Below are 17,612 nucleotides of genomic sequence, written 5' to 3' on the forward strand. Positions count from 1 at the left end.
CGTGCGGTCGATGGGCACCTGCGTCCGGGCCCGGCGGCCGGCCACGGGCGAGGTCACTTCTCATCCCTGAGAGGCGCGGGCGTGAGGGCGTCGGGCCACACGTCGTCGCCCGGTCCCTTCGTCTGGTCGCCCGGGGCGACGTACTTCCCGAGGTCCCACATCAGCTGAGCCCCTCCGCCGGGCCCGAGGGCCGCGGTGTTGGCGCCCCAGTTGGCGCCGAACTGGGCGACCTTCAGTCCGAACTCGGCCCCTTCCAGGACATGGCCGGGCTGGGTGAGAACCCCCCGGAAGAAGCCGTAGGGCGAGGCTCCCGCCATCTTGCCCAGCTGACTGCCGAGACGGTAGGCGCCGAACCCGAAGGTCAGCGCGGCGGCGTCCGCGAGCACCGTCGGGTCCGTGAGCGCGTCGACGAAGCTTCCCGACTCTCCGACCTTCTGGAGGTAGTGGGACCCGAGTGCGACGGCACCGAGTATCAGTGCGGGTGCGGCCAGGAACTGCAGCCCGGGGACGAGGGAGAGCAGGCCGAGCACGGTGCTGGCGAAACCGGCGACGTTGCCGATGACCTCGAAGACCCAGGCGTACTCCTTGAGGAAGCCCTTGATGTCGTCGAGGATCGTTTCGCCCAGTTCGGCGGCCATCTTCGCGAAGTCCGCAATGGCCTCACCGATCTTGTCCCAGATGCCCGGCTCGTTGGGCGCGATGTCCATCGCGTGCTTGAGCCGGTCGGCGACCGCCCCGCCTTCCTCGACGTAACGTTCCCGCAGCCGCTCGGCCCGGCCGCGTATCGCCTCCAGGTCGGCGTTGGCCGTATGGAGCGACTTCTCCCTACCGCTGCGCTCGGCCTCCTGCCGTTCCCGCTTCGCCTTCTCCTCGTGCGTCTGGTCGCGCAGCCGCTCGGCGAAGCCGGGTTCGGGAGGCATGCGGTCCAGCTCGCGCTGGAGGCCGGCTGCCTTGTCCTTGGCGTCCTGCGCCTCGCTCTCCAGCTTCTCGGCGTACATCTGACGCTCGCGCATGTACTGCGCCCAGTCGTCCAGGGCCCGACCGGCATCGGTGAACGAGTCGCGTGCGTCGTTGACCTTGGGCCGGAAGTCGTCGTGGAACTGCTCACGGAACGCCTCGGCGGCCTTGCCCTTCCACTCCCCGCGGCCCGTACCGTTGAGGACCTGGGCGATGTCGTGCAGCGTCTTTCCCGTCCTTACGACGATCTCCGCCACGCGCGCGGCGTCCATCTGGTTGCCAGGGCAGGGACAGAATCCGATCGCCGGGAAGCGGGCGTCGGCGGCCGGGTCAGGACGCAACCAGCCCGGCTGCGAGTAGTCCGTCACGACTTCCCGCCCTTAGCGGACCTGGCCTTCTCCAGCTCCCGCGCGAACTCCTCGTCGGTCTCCTCGAAGGTCTTCTTGATCTGCCCCAGTGCCTTCGCCGCGGACTTCGAGAACTTCGACATCTGCTTGATCCCGTACGACCACTCGTCGCCGAAGTCGTCCATGCGCTTGGCGAGCTTGAAGACGCCCATCGCGGCGCCGTCGACCTCGTCCATCTCACGGCACGGCGCCGCCATCACCTCGTGGATGTCACGGATGTCCTTCTGCGTCCGTTCAAGCATCTCGTAGTCGATGTACAGGTCGCCCATGAATCCCCCGTTACTGCTGTCACTACTGCTTCACTCGCGCGAACCAACGCTATACAGCGGGAACATGGGGCGGCCAGGCGGGGGCCCGTCAAGATCGTTCTTCTGACTGTCCGAAACCGGACGGCTCCAACCGATCAGTGCTGAGTAACGGTCACAGCCGGGAACTCGCACTCGGCCCAGACGGTCTTGCCAGGGCCATCGGGGCGCGGATGCCAGTCCCAGCGGGTGGCGAGGCCGGCGACCAGGAGGAGGCCCCGGCCCGACTCGGCCACTTCCGGGGCGGGGGCGGTGGCTCCCGGCCGGGGTGGGACGCGCTCGCCCCGGGTGTCCGTGACTTCCGCACGGGCGGTCGTGGAGCGGGCGTCGGCGTGCAGGTGGAGGCGGAGGTGGAAGTCCCGGCCGGGGACGTGGCCGTGCACGACGGCGTTCGCGGTCAGTTCGGCGACGATCAGCACGATCGCGTCGTGCGCGTCGCTGCCGTACGGGATCCCCCAGGCGTCGAGACGCACGGCCGCCAGGCGGCGGGCGAGGCGGGCGCCGCGCGGCGTGGAGGTGAAGCGCATCTCGAAGGTGCGCTGCGCCGTCGCCGCCGACGATGCGCCCGGGTTGTCGACCAGGTGGTGCCTGAGGGCGATGAGCTGAGTGGGGTTGGGGGTGCCGGTGGCGCCGGTGGGCTTGCTCGTCATACCCACCAAGGTTCACGTCGGTCGCGCAGCGTGACCAGTGGTGACGCACCGACGCGGGCCGCTGTACGCGCGGTGCCTCCCCGGGTACAAGGCGCGTGGCGTGACGGCGGGGCAGGGCACCCCCGCCGCAGGTCTGCCCGCGCGGCCGACCGACCCGCACGCCGCTGCCGAAGGCCGCCGTGCGGGACGTGGTGACGGGGCGCCGTGCCGAGGCGCCGAAGGGACACGAGGGGCGGGTGCGCGCCGTGACCTGGTCACCGGACGGCCGCCATGGCGCGACCCGGCCGGACGACCGGAGCGGCGGGCAGTGCCTGCTGCATGCGGATGCGGCAGGCGTCAGTAACGCCGCTCGACCGTACGGTCCTCCGTGCGCACGAGGTAGTCGTCCGGGTCGAGGCCCATCGCCTCGCGCTCGGGCGACGCCCAGTACCTCGCGTTGCGCGCCGCGAAGGTCTCGGGGCCCTCATAGGAGATCAGCCAGACGAACTGGTTGCGCTCCAGGTCGACCCAGGCGCCGCCGATCTCGAAACCCAGATCCAGTCTCAACGGCACGATGTCGTTGCGCCATCGCTGCACCCACTCGTCGAGCAGACCGTCCTTGACGGTGTACGTACGCAACTGCGTGGTCCTGGGCATCGAGCGCGCTCCCGTTCGTGTGGATACGACCGGCAGGCCGCCCGGGGAACCACCCGACCGTGCCGGTCAGGGGCGACGTGCCGGGGGCGGGCGGTGTCGGTGGACTTGCTCATCACGGCCACCACCACACCACCGACCGCGTAGCGTGACCGGTATGTGACGCACCGACGTGGCCGGTTGTACGCGCGGTGCCTCCACGAGTACGAAGCGCGCGGCGTGACGGCGTTCCCAGCGGGGGCGTTGGGCCAGGGAGGCGGTGTTCGATGACGGAGCGTACGGGTTCGGGCGGCGGGGACGGCGGGGCGGCGGTCGTGAGTGTCGGGGACGGCTGGGAGAGCGGCGACGACGGCAGCGGTGACGGGCGGCGCCCCGAGGACGGGGCCGGGAAGGGCGTGGTCGCCGCGTTCGGGCAGACCATGAAGACGCTGCGGCTGCGGGAGGGGCTGGACCGGGGGGAGTTCGGCAGCCGGATCGGGTATTCGGCGTCGACGGTCGCGTCGTTCGAGCAGGGACGGAGGATCCCGTCGCCCAGGACCATCGACCAGGCGGACGAGGTGCTGGGGGCGGGCGGGTTGCTTTGCCTGTGGAAGGAGGAGGTGGAGCGGGCTCAGTATCCCGTCTTCTTCCAGGGGATGGCGGTGCTGGAGAAGGAGGCCGTTGAGCTGCTCTCGTACGACACCCTCGTGGTCAAGGGTTTGCTTCAGACGGAGGAGTACATGAGAGCGCTGCTGGCAATGCGGCGCCCCGTCCTGGACGCGGAGACCATTGAGCAACGGGTGGCGGCGCGCCTGGCCCGGCAGGAAATTTTCGATCGCTGGCCCGCGCCATTGCTGAGTTTCGTGATGGATGAGTCGGTGCTGCGGCGGCCGTACGGTGGGGAGGGGGTTCTACGCGGGCAGTTGGAGCACCTGCTGCTGACGGGCCAGAAGCCGAACGTCGTGATCCAGATCATGCCCCTCTCTTGCGAGGAGAGTGCGGGCGTGGACGGGCCTTACACGATCGTCACGCGCAAAGACGGGATGAGGTTCGTCTACGCCGAGGCCCAAGGAACCAGCACCCTCCAGACTGACCCGGAACAGACGACTCTCGCCGCCGCCCGTTATGGGATCATCCGATCACAGGCTCTCACTTCACGAGAGTCACTGGAGTTCATCGAAGGGTTGTTGGGATCGCTATGAACAACGCTGAGTCCTCGACCGCCGCGTCCGGCTTCGCCTGGTTCAAGAGCAGCTACAGCGGAGCCGAGGGCGGCGATTGTGTAGAGGTCGCGGCCGATACCGTAGTTGTGCACGTCCGGGACTCCAAGGCCGCCGCTGGCCCCGTCATCGCGATGTCGCGTGACGCGTGGGCGGGGTTCGTCGGGTTGGCCACGACGGAACGGCGCGTCTGACGCTCGTACGGTCGCGAGAGCCCTGCCGGTACTTTTCGGACGGCAGGGCTCTCGTGGTGTCGGAGCCTGATCAGCTACCCGTGTCGCCCGGTGCCCAGCCGGCCTCACGCAGGCGCCGCGTGAACTCGGCGTGGGCGGCGCGCATCTCGGCCTTGCGGTTGGCTCGGTAGAGGGGGCCGGTGTAGCCGTCCGGGACCGCGTACTCCTCCGGGAATGCCTCCGGCTTGCTCAGTTGCTTCCATGCCTCCTTGGGCTGGCCGTACCCGTACTGCTGGTGTGCCTTGGCGATACGGCGGCCCGTGGCGTCGAACCACATGTTCTCCTCGTACTGCTGGAGTACGGGGAACCTGGCGTCGTACATGGCCACCAGCTCGTCGGCGCTGATGCCTAGCCAGACGGCGACGAGAGCGTCGATCTCGACGAGGGCGGCCCGGCGGGTGAACTCCGTGCGGAGGGGGGTGTCGCGGGTCCAGGTGGCGGTGACGCCCTCAGCGAGTGGGGGCGTGCCGTCGGGCCAGATTGCCGAGGTGGCCCAGGTGTCATGCGCCCAGGCAGAGTCGTACAGCTCCTCCCAGAGGGGAGCGTAGGCGTTGGTCTGGCAGTTGAGGCGGAGGGTGCGGAGGAGGAGGGCCGACTCCAGCGGGTGGTTAGCTGTCGGCGCGGGCATGACGTCTGCCTCGCCCTTTTGAAGGTCGGACCGGCCTGTGGCGCGTAGGAAGTAGTCCAACGGCAGCGAAGCCCAGAAGCCCGCCGTCAGTGCAGTTTCCCGGGTTGTCGGCAGCACTGTGCTGTGCATCATGTGGACGTGGGCGGCGCCGGGCGGGATCAGGGCGGCGAAGAGGCTGCGCTCCGTGTTCGAGGCGATTTGCCGACGCCACGCCAGGCGGAAGAAGCGGGAGTACGGGCGGGCAGCCCACCCACGAAGAACCTCTTCTTGCTCGTCCCCGTCCTCGGTCAGCGTCTGCAGAGCATCCAATGCGCGTTCGTCGTTCCGCAGCGCTGTGAGCAGTTCCCAGTCCGCCCAGGTACGCCGGGCGAGCGCGTTGTAATAGTCGAGGACTGAGCACGCAGGGGCACGTTGGTAGTTTGTACGCGGTACCGCGTCGACCGGCAGATTCTGGTGATCCCAGGGCTCGTAGTCCCGCATGCTCTTCGAACCGCCCACCGGCGGCTGCTTGTGGTACGGCGTGGCAACGTTAATCAGTGGCCCCTGAAGAATCACGTCTCGCCAGGTGTGGACAGGCCCCGGGGTCCAGGTGAAGTAGCCCGCAGAGCGATCGTTCTTCTCATCGAATCCACGACTGATACGCGGCCCCAAAGCCGCAAGACGGTGCGGCCACTTCGCGAGGGCCCTGATAGCCGACTCCTCCGCCCGCGTCACGGGGTACAGGAGCTTGGCCTGCTCGACGGGCGGCGGGTTCTCCTCGCCCGCCAACGCACGCCACTCGCGAAGACGCTCTTCGTTGACCATGACGATTCGGTCCCGATGCGGACGCAGGTCCCACTTCCCTCCGTCCTTCACTCCCGGTACCGGCCCCTCGCCTTCGTGCCGCACGGACTTGACCAACACGCTCGGGTGCAAGAGCCAACTCATGTGCTGGAAACGAATGTCCTGGTCCTTGCCGTACACGTTGACGCTGAAGTGACTGCTATTGCCCACCGGGTTGGCGAAGATCAGCAGCTCATTGGTGAAGTCCGCGTGGAATCGCAGGTGCCGATAGGCCGCCTTCCGCAGCGCCCCTTCTTTCGCCCCCGTCAGGTGCGTGGACGGATGAATCAGCCCAGCAGTCCCCCGCTCACCGACGGCCCTCCACCCCAGCAACATGAACGCCCGATACAGATCCGGCTGCGTCCCCACCAGTTCGGGATACGTGTCGACCGATGCCAGGAACCCGGACACCCCAGCATGGTCCGCCAGCTCGCCCAGGAACGTCGGCCGTACCCCCGGCCACGCCATGACCTCGGCCTTGCGCTCGTCCCAAGCCTCGTTGCTCGGCTTGTCCGCCAGCTCGAACCACGGCTCGAACTCGGCGAGGACGCCGCTCTCCTTCCACTCCTGCTTGACCCACGGCGGATTCCCCACCATCAGGTCGAAGCCACCCTCCGCGAACACATGCGCGAAGTCCAGCTCCCAGTGGAAGAAGCCCCGTTCCTCGGCGATCCGCTCGACCGTCTCGTACCAGGGGAACGTCCACCCGAGGTCCGCCGGCTTGGCCCAGGCCGTGGCCTCGGTCATCTTCTCGTCGAGTTCGCGTTCCTTGTCGTCGAGCTCTTCCAGGCTCCGGACGCCCTCGAAGGACAGCAGCGAGATCTGCCGTCCCTCCTCCCCCGTATCCACGTCCACCCGCCCGACGACGGCCTCGGCGAACTCGATCCAGTCCTTGAGGGACTTCAGCGCGACCCGGCGCCGGGAGTCGCCCTTGCGCAGGGTCGTACGGTCCTCACCCTCCACCCGGTACTCGAACTCGTCCGAGCCGTCCAGCAGGCCGATCTCCTCCAGCGGCCAGAACCACAGCGCGCACCACGCGTTCATGAGCTGCTGTAGGCGCCAGTAGGGGGTCCCCGGGCGGTGCAGCGCTTCCAGAACCGCGTCCCGGTCCATCGGCGCCGCACCCTCAGCGTCCCGCCTGTCCTGCGGGACAGCCGCACCCCACACGTCCACGTGCCGCGAGATCTCCCGCTCGGACAGCGCCAGCCGCATCACGACGAGGTCCCACAGGTACTCGACGCGCCGGGCGAGCCTGATCAGCCGTCCGGTCTCGGTCGCCGCCCCGGGCTCCCCGTCATCGTCCACCGAAGCCGAAGCCGAAGCCGCGGTCGAGGTCGAAACGGAGGCCGCCGCCGGAGCCGCCGCCCCGCCCAGCGAAGGCTGCTCCCAGATCTCCAGCCCGAGGTCGAAAGCCCCCTGCCCCAGCCCGGCGTCGTCCGTCTCCGCCGCCAGTTGCTCCGCCGTCGGCGCCGCCTTCTTCTTCGGCGCCGCCCGCTTCGGCTCGCCCTTGGGGTTCCGCCGCATCGCCGAGCGCCACTTGCGCATGGCCTCGACCAGCCCGGGCTCCAGCCAGTCGACGACGTCGCCGTCGACCACAGCCTTCACCGTCTCCTCCGCCGTGCCCTTCTTCAGGGTGCGCAGGCCGACCTTCTCGCCGATCGAACCCCAGCCCATCGCGGGCAGCAGGAACTGGTGCACCTCGCGCCCCTTGAGCCGCTCGCCCAGCGGAACGTGCCGGGGCCGCTGCGGGGCCTTCGCCGTCAGCCAGCCGCCCTTGGAGAGGCTGTTGCCGGGGTAGACCTTGCGCGCGGCGCCGACGAGGGAGTTGCCCCGGTGGAGGTGGAGGCCGTACCAGGGGGCCTTCATGCCCCGGTACATGGTGTTCAGCCACAGGGAGATCTCCGCCAGCTCGACGGCCGTCTCGTTCAGGTCGACGCCGTACGCGTTGTGCAGGGCGATGTACGCCTTCACCTTCTGCAGTTCGCGCTGGTAGTCCTCGGGGTCGATGTCGACGCCGCGCTCGCGCTGGGCGAGCCGCAGGTACAGCTCGGCGAGCTGGTTGACGGCCTCGTTGAGGAACGCGCCGGAGCCGAGGGCCGGTTCGCACACGCGCCAGCGCAGTACGTCGGCCGCGTTGACCCAGGCCTTCTCCGGCTCCTTGGGGTCGACGTCGCCCTTCTCGTCGAGGCGGAAGCGCAGGGTCTGCTCGACCGTGGCCTGGGTGAGGGACTCCGGCGTGTAGTAGGAGGCGCTGGTCTGGCGGTCGCGGCCGGCAAGGCGGTAGACGTAGGTGCCGACCTTGCGCGGGACCGGTACGCGCTCGTTGGTCTGGGGGTTCAGCTCCGTGGCGACGAAGACGCTGTCGTCGGGGCCGTCCGGGTAGCGGCCGGAGCGGACCTGGCTCGCCCGGATCAGCCAGGAGCCGCCGCTCGGGTCACCGCCCTTGGCGACCTCGTACAGCGGTTCGTCGGCGATGAAACCGGTGTACGACATCAGGCCCTCGTACACCGCGCCGAGGTGGTTGATGCTGAGGTTGGCGTACGAGATGAAGCCGCCGCGTCCGCCGCGCCCCTTGCCCTCCACGACGGTCAGGTTGCGCAGCACCTGGTGCAGGACCTTGTTGCGCAGGCGCAGGTCGAGGCGGCGGGCGCCGTCGCGGGCCGTGCCGTCGGGGTCGGTGTCGTCGGGGTGGGTGATCACCTGGTCGACGAGCTTTATGGAGGCCGGGTCGAAGAGGCGGGACCTGAGGGCCTCGATGCGTACGCCCTCGTAGCCGTCGTCCTCGGACAGCCCCGCCGCCTCCGCGTCGTCGTGTGCTGCCTCGCCCGCGCCCGGTACGGCCGCCTCCCGGGAGGTGATCGTGTCCGCCACCGGGTGGCCGGTGAAGACCTTCTCGAAGAGCAGGGCGAGGGAGTCGTGGAAGTGGTGGCGGTCGCGGGAGGTGCTGGACAGCTTCTCCTGGACGGCGAGTTCGCGCAGGCGGGCGACGCTGTAACCCTGGACGTACTCCTCGCTCCTCATCGGGAGGATGTCCAGCTCGGGGCGGGCCTCGGCGTACAGGAGGAAGAGGATGCGGTACAGGTAGCGCAGGGACTCCTTGGTGAGGAGGTGCGGGAGCGCGCCGCGCTCGGCGAGTGGGCCGGGCAGCCACTCGGGGAGGTCGTCGTGGGTGACGCCCCGCTTCGCCGCGAGTTCCAGGACCTCGTTGGCGATGAGCTGGACCGACGCCTTCAGGCCCTCGCGCAGGTCGTTGGTGACGCCCACCGAGTGGTCGCGGGACTCGGCCACCAGACGGGAGACGTCGTCGTCCCCGCCGTCCTCGGCCGGGCGCAGGGACGGTGCGCCGAACAGGGCGGCGAACACGTCCAGTTCGCCGGCGCTCGCGCCCTTGAGTCCCTTGCGGGGCAGGGCGACCTCCAGGCTGACCGCGAGATGGCGTCCGCGCGCGTAGTTCTCGCGGTCGGCGAGGACCATGACGCCGCCGAAGAGGAGGAGCGCGTAGCGGGGGGCGTTGTCGGCGGCGAGCAGCCAGGCGGCGAGGTCGGTGACCGTGGTGAGGGTCTTGCCGGAGGCCACGCGGACGGGCACCGGCAGGCGGTTGGCGGAGCCGTCGCCGCGCGTGTCCGCGATGTCGTCGGCGAAGCCGCCGGCCAGGACGGCGACACCGGGCTCGCTGTGGGCCACGGGCACCGCCACGGGACCGGCGGCGCCGTGGACGGTGAGGTGGCCGGGGCGGGGGGTGAAGCCGAGGGCCTCGAGGACGCGGACGTGCCAGGCGTGCAGGCCCGCGCGCCACTCCTCCTCCGGGCTGTCGCCGTACGCGCGCGGGGCGGGCTGCGGCCGGAAGGCGGGCGGCTCGTCCGTGCCGGTGTGGGTCTTCAGCGCCTCGGTCGCCGTCCGCTGGGCGGTGACGGCCTCCGGGTCGGGCAGGACGTTGTACTTCTCCGCCTCGCCGCCCACGCCGAGCCGGACGTCGAGGTAGGGGGCGGTGAGGTCCCGCAGCCCCTGCCGGGGCGTGGGGCGGCCGTGGCGCTCCTCGGCCGCCCACTCCTTGAGGCGGCCGGTCCTCAGTTGCTTGGGCAGGATCTCGTCCAGGTAGAAGGACGGGAAGTACTCACCCTCGTTGACCAGAGCGTCGAACTTCACGCTTGCTGCTCCTGCCGGCTCGCTTCAGGGACGGGACGCACGGGATTCGCGGGATGCACCGCACGCATCGGATGCTGTGCGTGCACGGAATTCGAGGGGCGGGCGGTCATGCGCTCGGCTCCAGGACGGCGAGGACCCGCACCATCGGGTCGCCGGCCGTGCGCAGCCGGGCCGCGGCCTTCTCCAGGTTTTCGGCGGCCCGCTCCCGGGCGGTGTGTCCGCCGGTGAAGCCGGGCAGCTTCTGCTCCAGCCACTGGCCGACCCTCGTCTCGTACTCGCGCAGCGGACGGTCGATGTGCTCCTCCGCCTCCTGCCGTCGCCGGTCCATCTCGCGGCGGGTGGCGGCGACGGCGGCCTCGACGTACTGCTGGAGCGCGGCCGGGTCGCCCTCGGCGAAGTGGTCCGGCATGGCGGGGCCCAGGCCGAGTTCGGCGAGCAGGGGCCGGGTCAGTTCCCGGACCCGGGGCTCCGCTCCGGCCCGGTCCAGCCGGTCGACGGCCAGCCAGGCCACGACCGTCGGGCGGCCGTCCCGGTTGGACCAGACGCCCTGGGTGAGGAAGACCGGCTCCGGTACGCGGGCGCGGTCCACCTGGACGACGAGGGCCTGCTGACGGCCCAGTTGGACGAGGACCTTGTCGGTGATCCACTCCAGGACGGGGTGCAGTTCGCCGACGTAGTGGGCGTCCGGCCACAGCGACACGGAGTCCGCGTCCTCCCGGGCCCGGCGCAGGGAGTCGGCCGCGTCCTCGCGGCTGAAGGTGAGCTTCATACGGCGCGTGATGCCGTGGTCGCGCAGGTAGCCGGCGGGCAGCACGTCGAGCCGGTCGGCGAGGTCCTCGGGGGTGTCGAAGCTGAGGTCGGTGCCCTGCACGGTGGTGTCCAGGCGGAACGCCTCCAGGTCGGCGAGCTCCTCCAGGCCGGCGAGGACGTAGTCACGGCGGTCCGTGAACAGGCGCAGTTCCTCGACGACCCGGACCGGGGCGTGGCCGTGGCCGTGGCCGTGGCCCGCGGTGCTCCCGGCCGGGGCGCCGGGGCCCGGCTCCGGGGCGTCGGGGGTGTCCGGGGTGTCGTCGAAGTCGAAGCCGAAGTCGAAGTCCGACTCGTCGTCGTACGGGTCCGTGCCCGTGCCGAACTCGGCGTTCAGCCGCTGGGCGAGCGGCAGATCCGCGGTGAACCCGTCGTCCAGGGAGTCCAGGGCGTCGAGGGAGTCCGCGGAGACGGTCTGCAGCCCGTCCACGGCCGGCTGGGGTGCCTCTCCGCGGAAGAGCGCCTCCATGACACGCTTCTCCTCCTTGTCGCCGTCGTTGTCCTTCGTCGCCGCCTCCACGGCGCCGAGGACCGCGTGCACCCGTTCCTCGCGGGCGAGGACCTTCTCGGCGATGTCCGTGTCGTCCAGCGCGCCCTCGACCGCCGACTCGAGGATCATCGCGCGGAACTGAGGCGGCCTGGTCTGCCCGTACCGGTCGATGCGGCCGTTGCGCTGCTCGACCCTGATCAGGCTCCAGGGCAGGTCCCAGTGGATGAGGTGGTGGCACTGCCGGTGCAGGTTGACGCCCTCGGAGGCGCCGTCGCCGGTGAGGAGCAGCCGCACGTCGCTGCCCGCGCGGGCGAACTCGTCGACGTACTCCATCTGCACCCGGTCGGAGATGCCGGCGCCGCTGTACATGACCTTGACCGCGGCCCTCGCGTCGTCCTCGGCCTGCCAGCCGAGCAGGGGCGGGAGGACCTCGCCCAGCCAGTCGAGGGTCTCGCGGCGCTCGGAGAAGACGACCGCGCGGGTGGGACTGCCCGCCTTCACGCCGATGCGGCGCAGTTCGTCGACCAGCCCCGCCAGCTTGGAGGCGGCGGCCGGCACGCCGTCCCCGGCGCCCGCGCGCTCGATCGCCCGCGCCAGCTCCAGCAGGCGCAGCAGGGAGGCGGCCTCGGGTGTGCTCGGGGCGACGCCGGCCGGCGGCTCGTCGGTGACGCGGTGCCGCTCGGGGAGCACGTGCCCGGTCCGGGTCAGCCGCTGACGGACCGTCGCGAACAGGGCGCGGTGCGAGGACAGGAAGGACTTGAGCAGGACGTACGGGAAGAGCCGGTCCTCCGCCTGGGCCTGCCGCTCGCGCTGCTTCAGCCAGTGCTCGGCCAGCTCCCGGAAGACCTCCTCCTCCAGGGCGTTCGCCCGGCACCGCACGGGGTGGGAGCCGCCGCGCGGCGCCCAGTGGTCCTTGAGCTGCTCCGCGACCTCGGCGCTGACCTTGGTGCGGCGCAGCATGAGGTGTTCCAGCTCCTCCGCCCTCGGACGGCTCGGGTCCTCGACCGCCATGGGGTCGAGGAGGCGGATCAGACCGGTGAAGGCGGGCATCTCGCCGTTGTGCGGGGTGGCGCTCGCCAGGATCAGCGCGTCGGTGCGTTCGGCGAGGAGGTCGGCGAGGGCACGGCGGTCGCTGCCCTGGTTGATCAGGTTGTGGGACTCGTCGATGACGACCGCGTCCCAGTGGATGTGCTCCAGCCACGGGCGGTAGCGCCGGGGGTTCTTGAGCGTGTCCATGGAGATGATCACGCGCTTGTAGTACGTGAACGGGTTGCGGCCCGCGGGGATCTTCCGCTCGATCCGGGCGATGCCCGCGCTGTCGAGCCGGACCAGCGGCAGGGAGAACCGCGTCCACATCTCGTGCTGGAACTGTTCGAGGACGGGCGCGGGTGTGACGACGAGGATGCGCTCGCCCCGGCCGCGCCGGATCAGTTCGCCGAGCAGCACCCCGATCTCCAGGGTCTTGCCGAGTCCGACCACGTCGCCGATCAGCAGCCGGGGCCGCAGCGGGTTCGCCAGCGCCTTCTCCGCGGGGCGCAACTGGTAGTCCATGCGGTCCAGGAGGAACCCGTCGGTCAACGCCAGGCGCCGCTCCCGCTGGGGCAGGGGCGTCTTGCGCAGCACGGCCTCCAGGAAGAGGCGGCTGCGGCGGAAATGGGGCGAGCCGTCGGGGATGAGCCTGGTGTTCTCGGGGCGCAGGACGCGGGGCCGGTCCATCGTGGGGGCGAGGAACCGGGCTTCCTGTCCGCGTACGAGGTCGGAGGCGCCGACGGCCTCGATCAGGAACTCGCCGGGGCGTACCTGCCTGCTGTTGCGGACCATCCACTCCTCGTCCCGTACCTCGATCACCGTGCCGGCGGGCGGCGGTCCGTCGGGTGCAGGCATGAAGGGGTCCTTCCGGGTCGTGCGGGGCGTGGTCGAGAGTAGCGCCGTGGTGGTGGGTGACGGACGGCCGCGTGCGGGTTCGGGCGGGCGGTCGTGGCCGGGCGGGCGGCTGGGGCGGGGCGGGTGGTCGTGGCAGGGCGGGCGGCGAGGGCGGGACGGGCGGTCGTGGCCGGGCGGGCGGTCGTGGCCGGGCGGGCGGTCGTGGCCGGGCGGGCGGTCGTGGCCGGACGGGCGGTCGTGGCCGGGCGGGCGGCTGCGAGCGGGTGGGCGGGCGGGCGGGCCCGCTGTCGCTATGCGGTCCCCGCCCGGGCCGGCCGGCCCGTGATCACCGGTCGGCCCGCGCTCACAGGTCCCCGCGGTGCGCGTACCGCTCGCGGATGCGGGCCGCGACGTTCCGCGCGGCCCGGGGAGCGGACTGCGAGGTACTCGAAGCGGTGGCGGCCGGCTCCTCCGTGGCGTCGCGGGGGCGCGGCGGCGGGAGCGGGTAGCTCGTGGGTGCGGGCCCCGGGACTCCGGAGGGCCCGGCCTGCGGTGCCGGTGCCACGGGCGGGGCCGGGTCGGGGTCGACGAGCGTCGGCGGATGACCGCCGGGTGCGTGCGGGCCGCCGGGTGCGTCCGGGCCGTCGGTGGCGTCCGCGGCCCACTCGATCTCGTCCGTGTCCACGATGCCGTAGAAGCCGGGGGCGTCCTCCGCCCAGGGCGCGTCCGGCGCGTCCCCCCGGTCGACGGCGTGCTGCGCGAGCTCCTGGACGGCGGGGTCCGCGTGGTCGGCGAGGGCCCGCTGCGGCAGCTCCGGGGTGAGCCCCGCCTCGGCGACGCGGGCCCGGAGCTGGGCCGTGGCGGCTTCGAGCGTCAGACCGGCGTCGGCGAGCAAGGTGAACAGGCTCTCCTGTACACCGTCGAGATCCGGCCGCTGGGAGGGACTGGCGACGAGCACCTGGGCCAGCAGCGGAAGGAAGGCCAGATCGACGCCGTCCCACTTGGGCGGTGACATCAGCGGCATGACGGGATACGGCGGCCTGCCCGTCAGCGCGAAGAAGAGAGTGGCTCCGAGGGCGTACACATCGGCGGGTTCCTCGACGTGCTTGGTGTCCCTGAGCTGCTCGACGGGCATGTAGGGGCGCGTGCCCATGAGGTCGCCGGTCCGGGTGAGCGCCTGGCTGGACTGCCGTTCGGACAGCACCGCCAGGCCGAAGTCCAGCACCACCGGGCCGTCCGGGCCGAGCACGACGTTGCTGGGCTTGAGGTCGCGGTGCAGCAGCTTCGTCCCGTGGATGGCGCGCAGGGCGTCCACCAGGGCCAGCCCGAGCGCCGCGTACGGTCCGACGCCGAGCGGACCGGACTCCTTCACCAGGACCTGTAGGGAGGGACCCGCGACGTAGTCCATGGCGAACCACGGCTCGGCGGCCTCCGGATCGGCCCCGCGCAGCGCCGGAACCCGGTCGCTGACGACCGAGCGGACGGCGTCGACCTCACGCGCGAACCGCTCACGGGCCTGCGGCTGGTGGTCCAGCAGCCGCGGCAGGATCATCTTGACCACCACGAGGCCGGCCGGATCGGCCTCCTGGTCGTGATCGGGCTCGATCAGGCGGTAGGCGGCGGCCATCTCGTCGGGGAGGCGCTCCAGGGGGATCCTGCGCGCCAGATAGGCGACGCCCATGCCGCCCGCACCGAGCCGGGCGAGCAGTTCGAACGGCCCCACCACACGCGGGTCGGCCTCGGTGTCCAGCGGCTCCATCGGCGCTCCCGTACCCCCACGCTCTCGTCACGGCCTTCACCTCGGCCACACTGCCGTCGGCCAGTCTACGGGCTGTGGCGAAACGCACACGGACGGCTGAGAAGCACCACCCGGACGACCCGAAGTACGGTTGCCGCGCTGGCCGTTGGCCGGCGCTGCTACAGGGTCGCGGCACCTGATCATGTGCCGTGTACGTACGGGGAGGAGCGGCAGACGAGTCGGGCTGTACGCCGGGTTCTGTTCCGCTCAGGGAGCGATCACGCTCTGACCTGCATGTTTGCGGGCATCCGGCGGCTGGTTCAGCCCTCTGGGACTTCTCAGGGACTTTCGGCCGAGTCCGTGAACCAGGCCTCGATGGCGGACAGTCCCCGGGCACCGGCCTGCGGCATGAAGTGCGTGTATGTCCGGAGCGTGAACGCCGGGTCGGAGTGCCCCATCCACTTCGCGAGCGAGACGATCGACTCACCGGCTTCGAGCATCACCGAGGCGTACGTGTGACGCAACACATGGAAGCCGTGCTCGCGACTCGGCTCCCATACACGCGACGGCTTCTCGCCCGGCTGCCGCTCAGGCAGCGGCGGGATAACTCCCACTTCGGCGAGCGCGGGCTTCCAAGCCTTGGTGTCCCAAGTCGTGCGGTTGATCGGGCCGCGCCGCCCCGTGTAGACGAGCAGCCGGACCGTCACCTTGCGCCGGTCGTCGCGTGCGAGGTCGGGCTCCTCGGGATCCAGCCACGGCAGGGTCACTTCGATGGGTTCGAAATGCTCCTGATGCGTGAGGATCCGCTTCGCGATCGCCTGGGGCAGAGGCGCGTCGCGTTCCTTGCCCCCCCCTTGGGCGGACCGAAGTACAGCTGCGACTTGTACATGAGGATCTGCCTCTCCACGTGCACGAAGCCGTCACGGACATCGTCTGGGCTGAAGCCGAACACCTCACCCTGCCGGAGTCCGCACCCGACCCCGAGGTCGACCGTGATCCGATACCGGGCGGCCAGCGCCTCCCGTACGGCGTCGACACGGTCCTGCTCCCAGGCGCGAGCCTTGCGCTCCGGCTTCTTCGGCGGCTTGATCGAGCTGTTGCCCTTGCAGCTGCCAGAAGCGTCCCTTCGATCTGGTCCTGCGGGACGTGAGGGGCACTACCACGCTCGGCCGCCTCAAGTTCGACCAATGGGTCCTCGGCTTCGCCTACGACGGCAGCCGGCGCGTCGACTATGTCTCCAGCATCGAGAACATATGGGTCCAGCCGATACCCACCGAGGACGCCACGAAGTGGCGGATCGGCCAGCACTTCCACCACAGCGTCAACGCATCCAGCAGCGATGCGGACCCGCAGGTGACCGCGCCGCAGACCGTGAACCGTGAGGAACTGCTCGGCGTGTGGGACACCCAGCCCCACTGGAGCCTCACCTACACCTCCCCGGACAAGGGCGCACTGTTCGACCAGGGCAACCAGCAGCGCGTCTTCTTGACCGTCGCGATGGACCTGAGTGCCAGCTCCCCCAACTCCGCCCCCTTCACGGGGGGAAGCAACGTCTACAACTCGAGCGTCCGCTACGACTACGCCGGACCGGTCGCGGGCAAGCACAAGGGCACCGTCTTCACCAAGGCCCGTGTGGAACTCGTGATGAGCCAGAGGGACCCGGCGGTCAACGAAAGCGCCATGCACATCTACGACGCCCTGAACCGCCCCGAGCGCACCTTCCCCTCCTGGCCGCCCGGAAAGAGCGTCCCGGGATCGAAGGAACCCCTGCGCCGAGTCGTCGATCCGAAGAAGATCGAAGACAATCGCAAGAAGTCCCTCAAGGAATGCAAGAAGGTCTGGGGCGACTACGCCGGCAGCGGCCTGGAGTGCGACGAGTACCCCTTCGCCTCGACCAAGGAGGGGTCCACCAAGGGCGACAACCGCTTCTCCGTCCGGCTGATCGACGGCAAGGACAACCGCAAGGGCGGAGAGCGCCTCAACGAGATGTACACCCTCAACCGCGTCCTGGACGACGACCCCTTCTACGTGAAGATCACCAACTAGCAGGAAGACACCACTGACCATGGCGCTTCTCGCCGAACACAACGTCACCGCCACCCCCGGCCGCCGCGTGCTGGAGGTCTACGACGCGGACGCCTACCTCGGCGACGAAGCAGCCATGGACGCCGCGGAGACACAGGTGGTGGCCGGCAACGGCTACCACCTGTACCTCCTCAGCCTGCAACCGGACATGAAAGTCCAGATGGCGATCCGCATCTGGGACACACCACCCGCCCCGCCCGCCGAGGCCGAAGGCCACACCGAGGTCAGCCTCGAATCCGAAACAGGCATCCTGGTCATCGGCCAACTCGACCGCGGACCCGCCGACGAGATCACCCTCCCCCGCCCCGGCGTCTACGAAGGCCACGCCTGGTGGCAGAACCGCCAAGCAGCAGCTGACTACTACAACACCACCCTCGACCGGCTCACCGACGACTCCCCCGAAGACCAGCTCACCGAAGCCTGGAACAACTGCCCCGTCACCGAACGCTACGTCCTCGACCTGGCCTACACCCGCGAACCCGAAGCCACCGACGACGATGATCAATAGAAGGGGCTCTTCTTCGGCGCCCTCGCGTATGTTCAGAGGTCGACGGACACCGACAACGAGAGTGTCCGTCGTCACCGACTCCGGACGGCTTCCCTCTCTGTCAGCCTTGGGTGAGACATCCCGCTCTGTCGGGTTGCCTGA

At 70.3% G+C, this 17,612-nt stretch carries 13 protein-coding genes; 5 read left to right on the forward strand and 8 right to left on the reverse strand.

Annotation, left to right across the window (positions count from 1 at the left end; translation table 11 throughout):
• Positions 1 to 53 precede the first annotated feature (53 nt).
• The 4 genes from ACIQ1J_RS02580 to ACIQ1J_RS02595 form a co-directional block, all read right to left on the reverse strand.
• Positions 54 to 1,325 carry a putative T7SS-secreted protein gene (locus tag ACIQ1J_RS02580; RefSeq protein ID WP_403553423.1) on the reverse strand — a complete coding sequence of 424 codons (1,272 nt, stop codon included), beginning with the start codon at positions 1,323 to 1,325 and terminating at the stop codon, positions 54 to 56.
• A complete protein-coding gene (locus ACIQ1J_RS02585) occupies positions 1,322 to 1,633 on the reverse strand; it encodes a hypothetical protein (RefSeq protein ID WP_403553425.1) in 312 nt (103 codons plus the stop codon). Before ACIQ1J_RS02585 ends, ACIQ1J_RS02580 begins: the two co-directional genes overlap by 4 nt.
• 134 nt (positions 1,634 to 1,767) lie before the next feature.
• The gene (locus ACIQ1J_RS02590; RefSeq protein ID WP_403553427.1) at positions 1,768 to 2,319 is read right to left on the reverse strand and encodes an ATP-binding protein; all 552 of its coding nucleotides are present in this window, start codon (positions 2,317 to 2,319) and stop codon (positions 1,768 to 1,770) included.
• A gap of 336 nt (positions 2,320 to 2,655) precedes the next feature.
• Positions 2,656 to 2,955 carry an NIPSNAP family protein gene (locus tag ACIQ1J_RS02595; RefSeq protein ID WP_403553429.1) on the reverse strand — a complete coding sequence of 100 codons (300 nt, stop codon included), beginning with the start codon at positions 2,953 to 2,955 and terminating at the stop codon, positions 2,656 to 2,658.
• A 263-nt stretch (positions 2,956 to 3,218) separates the two neighbouring features.
• Here ACIQ1J_RS02595 and ACIQ1J_RS02600 point away from each other — a divergent pair, with 263 nt between their 5' ends.
• Positions 3,219 to 4,133: a helix-turn-helix domain-containing protein gene (locus ACIQ1J_RS02600; protein WP_403553431.1), complete on the forward strand. Its 915-nt coding sequence runs from the start codon at positions 3,219 to 3,221 to the stop codon at positions 4,131 to 4,133.
• Positions 4,130 to 4,345, forward strand: a complete 216-nt coding sequence (locus tag ACIQ1J_RS02605; protein WP_403553433.1) for a DUF397 domain-containing protein — start codon at positions 4,130 to 4,132, stop codon at positions 4,343 to 4,345. The genes ACIQ1J_RS02600 and ACIQ1J_RS02605 overlap by 4 nt, the downstream gene beginning before the upstream one ends.
• Before the next feature lie 70 nt (positions 4,346 to 4,415).
• On the opposite strand, the gene ACIQ1J_RS02610 is transcribed toward ACIQ1J_RS02605, so the two are convergent.
• The 4 genes from ACIQ1J_RS02610 to ACIQ1J_RS02625 form a co-directional block, all read right to left on the reverse strand.
• A complete protein-coding gene (locus ACIQ1J_RS02610; RefSeq protein ID WP_403553435.1) occupies positions 4,416 to 9,980 on the reverse strand; it encodes an Eco57I restriction-modification methylase domain-containing protein in 5,565 nt (1,854 codons plus the stop codon).
• Between the two features lie 106 nt (positions 9,981 to 10,086).
• Positions 10,087 to 13,161 (reverse strand): SNF2-related protein, encoded by a 3,075-nt coding sequence (locus tag ACIQ1J_RS02615; protein WP_403553437.1) that lies wholly within the window; start codon positions 13,159 to 13,161, stop codon positions 10,087 to 10,089.
• A gap of 343 nt (positions 13,162 to 13,504) precedes the next feature.
• Positions 13,505 to 14,899, reverse strand: a complete 1,395-nt coding sequence (locus tag ACIQ1J_RS02620) for a protein kinase (protein ID WP_403553439.1) — start codon at positions 14,897 to 14,899, stop codon at positions 13,505 to 13,507.
• A gap of 317 nt (positions 14,900 to 15,216) precedes the next feature.
• Positions 15,217 to 15,645: a tyrosine-type recombinase/integrase gene (locus tag ACIQ1J_RS02625; protein ID WP_403553441.1), complete on the reverse strand. Its 429-nt coding sequence runs from the start codon at positions 15,643 to 15,645 to the stop codon at positions 15,217 to 15,219.
• Between the two features lie 140 nt (positions 15,646 to 15,785).
• Here ACIQ1J_RS02625 and ACIQ1J_RS02630 point away from each other — a divergent pair, with 140 nt between their 5' ends.
• From ACIQ1J_RS02630 to ACIQ1J_RS02640, 3 genes are read left to right on the forward strand one after another with little or no spacing between them, the layout of a single operon-like run.
• A complete protein-coding gene (locus tag ACIQ1J_RS02630; RefSeq protein ID WP_403553443.1) occupies positions 15,786 to 16,028 on the forward strand; it encodes a hypothetical protein in 243 nt (80 codons plus the stop codon).
• Positions 16,025 to 16,924 (forward strand): NucA/NucB deoxyribonuclease domain-containing protein, encoded by a 900-nt coding sequence (locus ACIQ1J_RS02635; protein ID WP_403553445.1) that lies wholly within the window; start codon positions 16,025 to 16,027, stop codon positions 16,922 to 16,924. Before ACIQ1J_RS02630 ends, ACIQ1J_RS02635 begins: the two co-directional genes overlap by 4 nt.
• 19 nt (positions 16,925 to 16,943) lie before the next feature.
• Positions 16,944 to 17,471, forward strand: a complete 528-nt coding sequence (locus tag ACIQ1J_RS02640) for a hypothetical protein (protein WP_403553447.1) — start codon at positions 16,944 to 16,946, stop codon at positions 17,469 to 17,471.
• Positions 17,472 to 17,612 lie beyond the last annotated feature (141 nt).

Origin of the sequence: Streptomyces sp. NPDC097107 (genome assembly GCF_044762405.1) — a bacterium.
Lineage (GTDB): Bacteria > Actinomycetota > Actinomycetes > Streptomycetales > Streptomycetaceae > Streptomyces > Streptomyces thinghirensis.

Excerpts from the sequence above, each read along its gene's own strand:
- ACIQ1J_RS02585 (WP_403553425.1), bottom strand. The coding sequence starts at position 1,633 with ATGGGCGACCTGTACATCGACTACGAGATGCTTGAACGGACGCAGAAG.
- ACIQ1J_RS02590 (WP_403553427.1), bottom strand. The coding sequence starts at position 2,319 with ATGACGAGCAAGCCCACCGGCGCCACCGGCACCCCCAACCCCACTCAG.
- ACIQ1J_RS02595 (WP_403553429.1), bottom strand. The coding sequence starts at position 2,955 with ATGCCCAGGACCACGCAGTTGCGTACGTACACCGTCAAGGACGGTCTG.
- ACIQ1J_RS02600 (WP_403553431.1), top strand. The coding sequence starts at position 3,219 with ATGACGGAGCGTACGGGTTCGGGCGGCGGGGACGGCGGGGCGGCGGTC.
- ACIQ1J_RS02605 (WP_403553433.1), top strand. The coding sequence starts at position 4,130 with ATGAACAACGCTGAGTCCTCGACCGCCGCGTCCGGCTTCGCCTGGTTC.
- ACIQ1J_RS02615 (WP_403553437.1), bottom strand. The coding sequence starts at position 13,161 with ATGCCTGCACCCGACGGACCGCCGCCCGCCGGCACGGTGATCGAGGTA.
- ACIQ1J_RS02620 (WP_403553439.1), bottom strand. The coding sequence starts at position 14,899 with ATGGAGCCGCTGGACACCGAGGCCGACCCGCGTGTGGTGGGGCCGTTC.
- ACIQ1J_RS02640 (WP_403553447.1), top strand. The coding sequence starts at position 16,944 with ATGGCGCTTCTCGCCGAACACAACGTCACCGCCACCCCCGGCCGCCGC.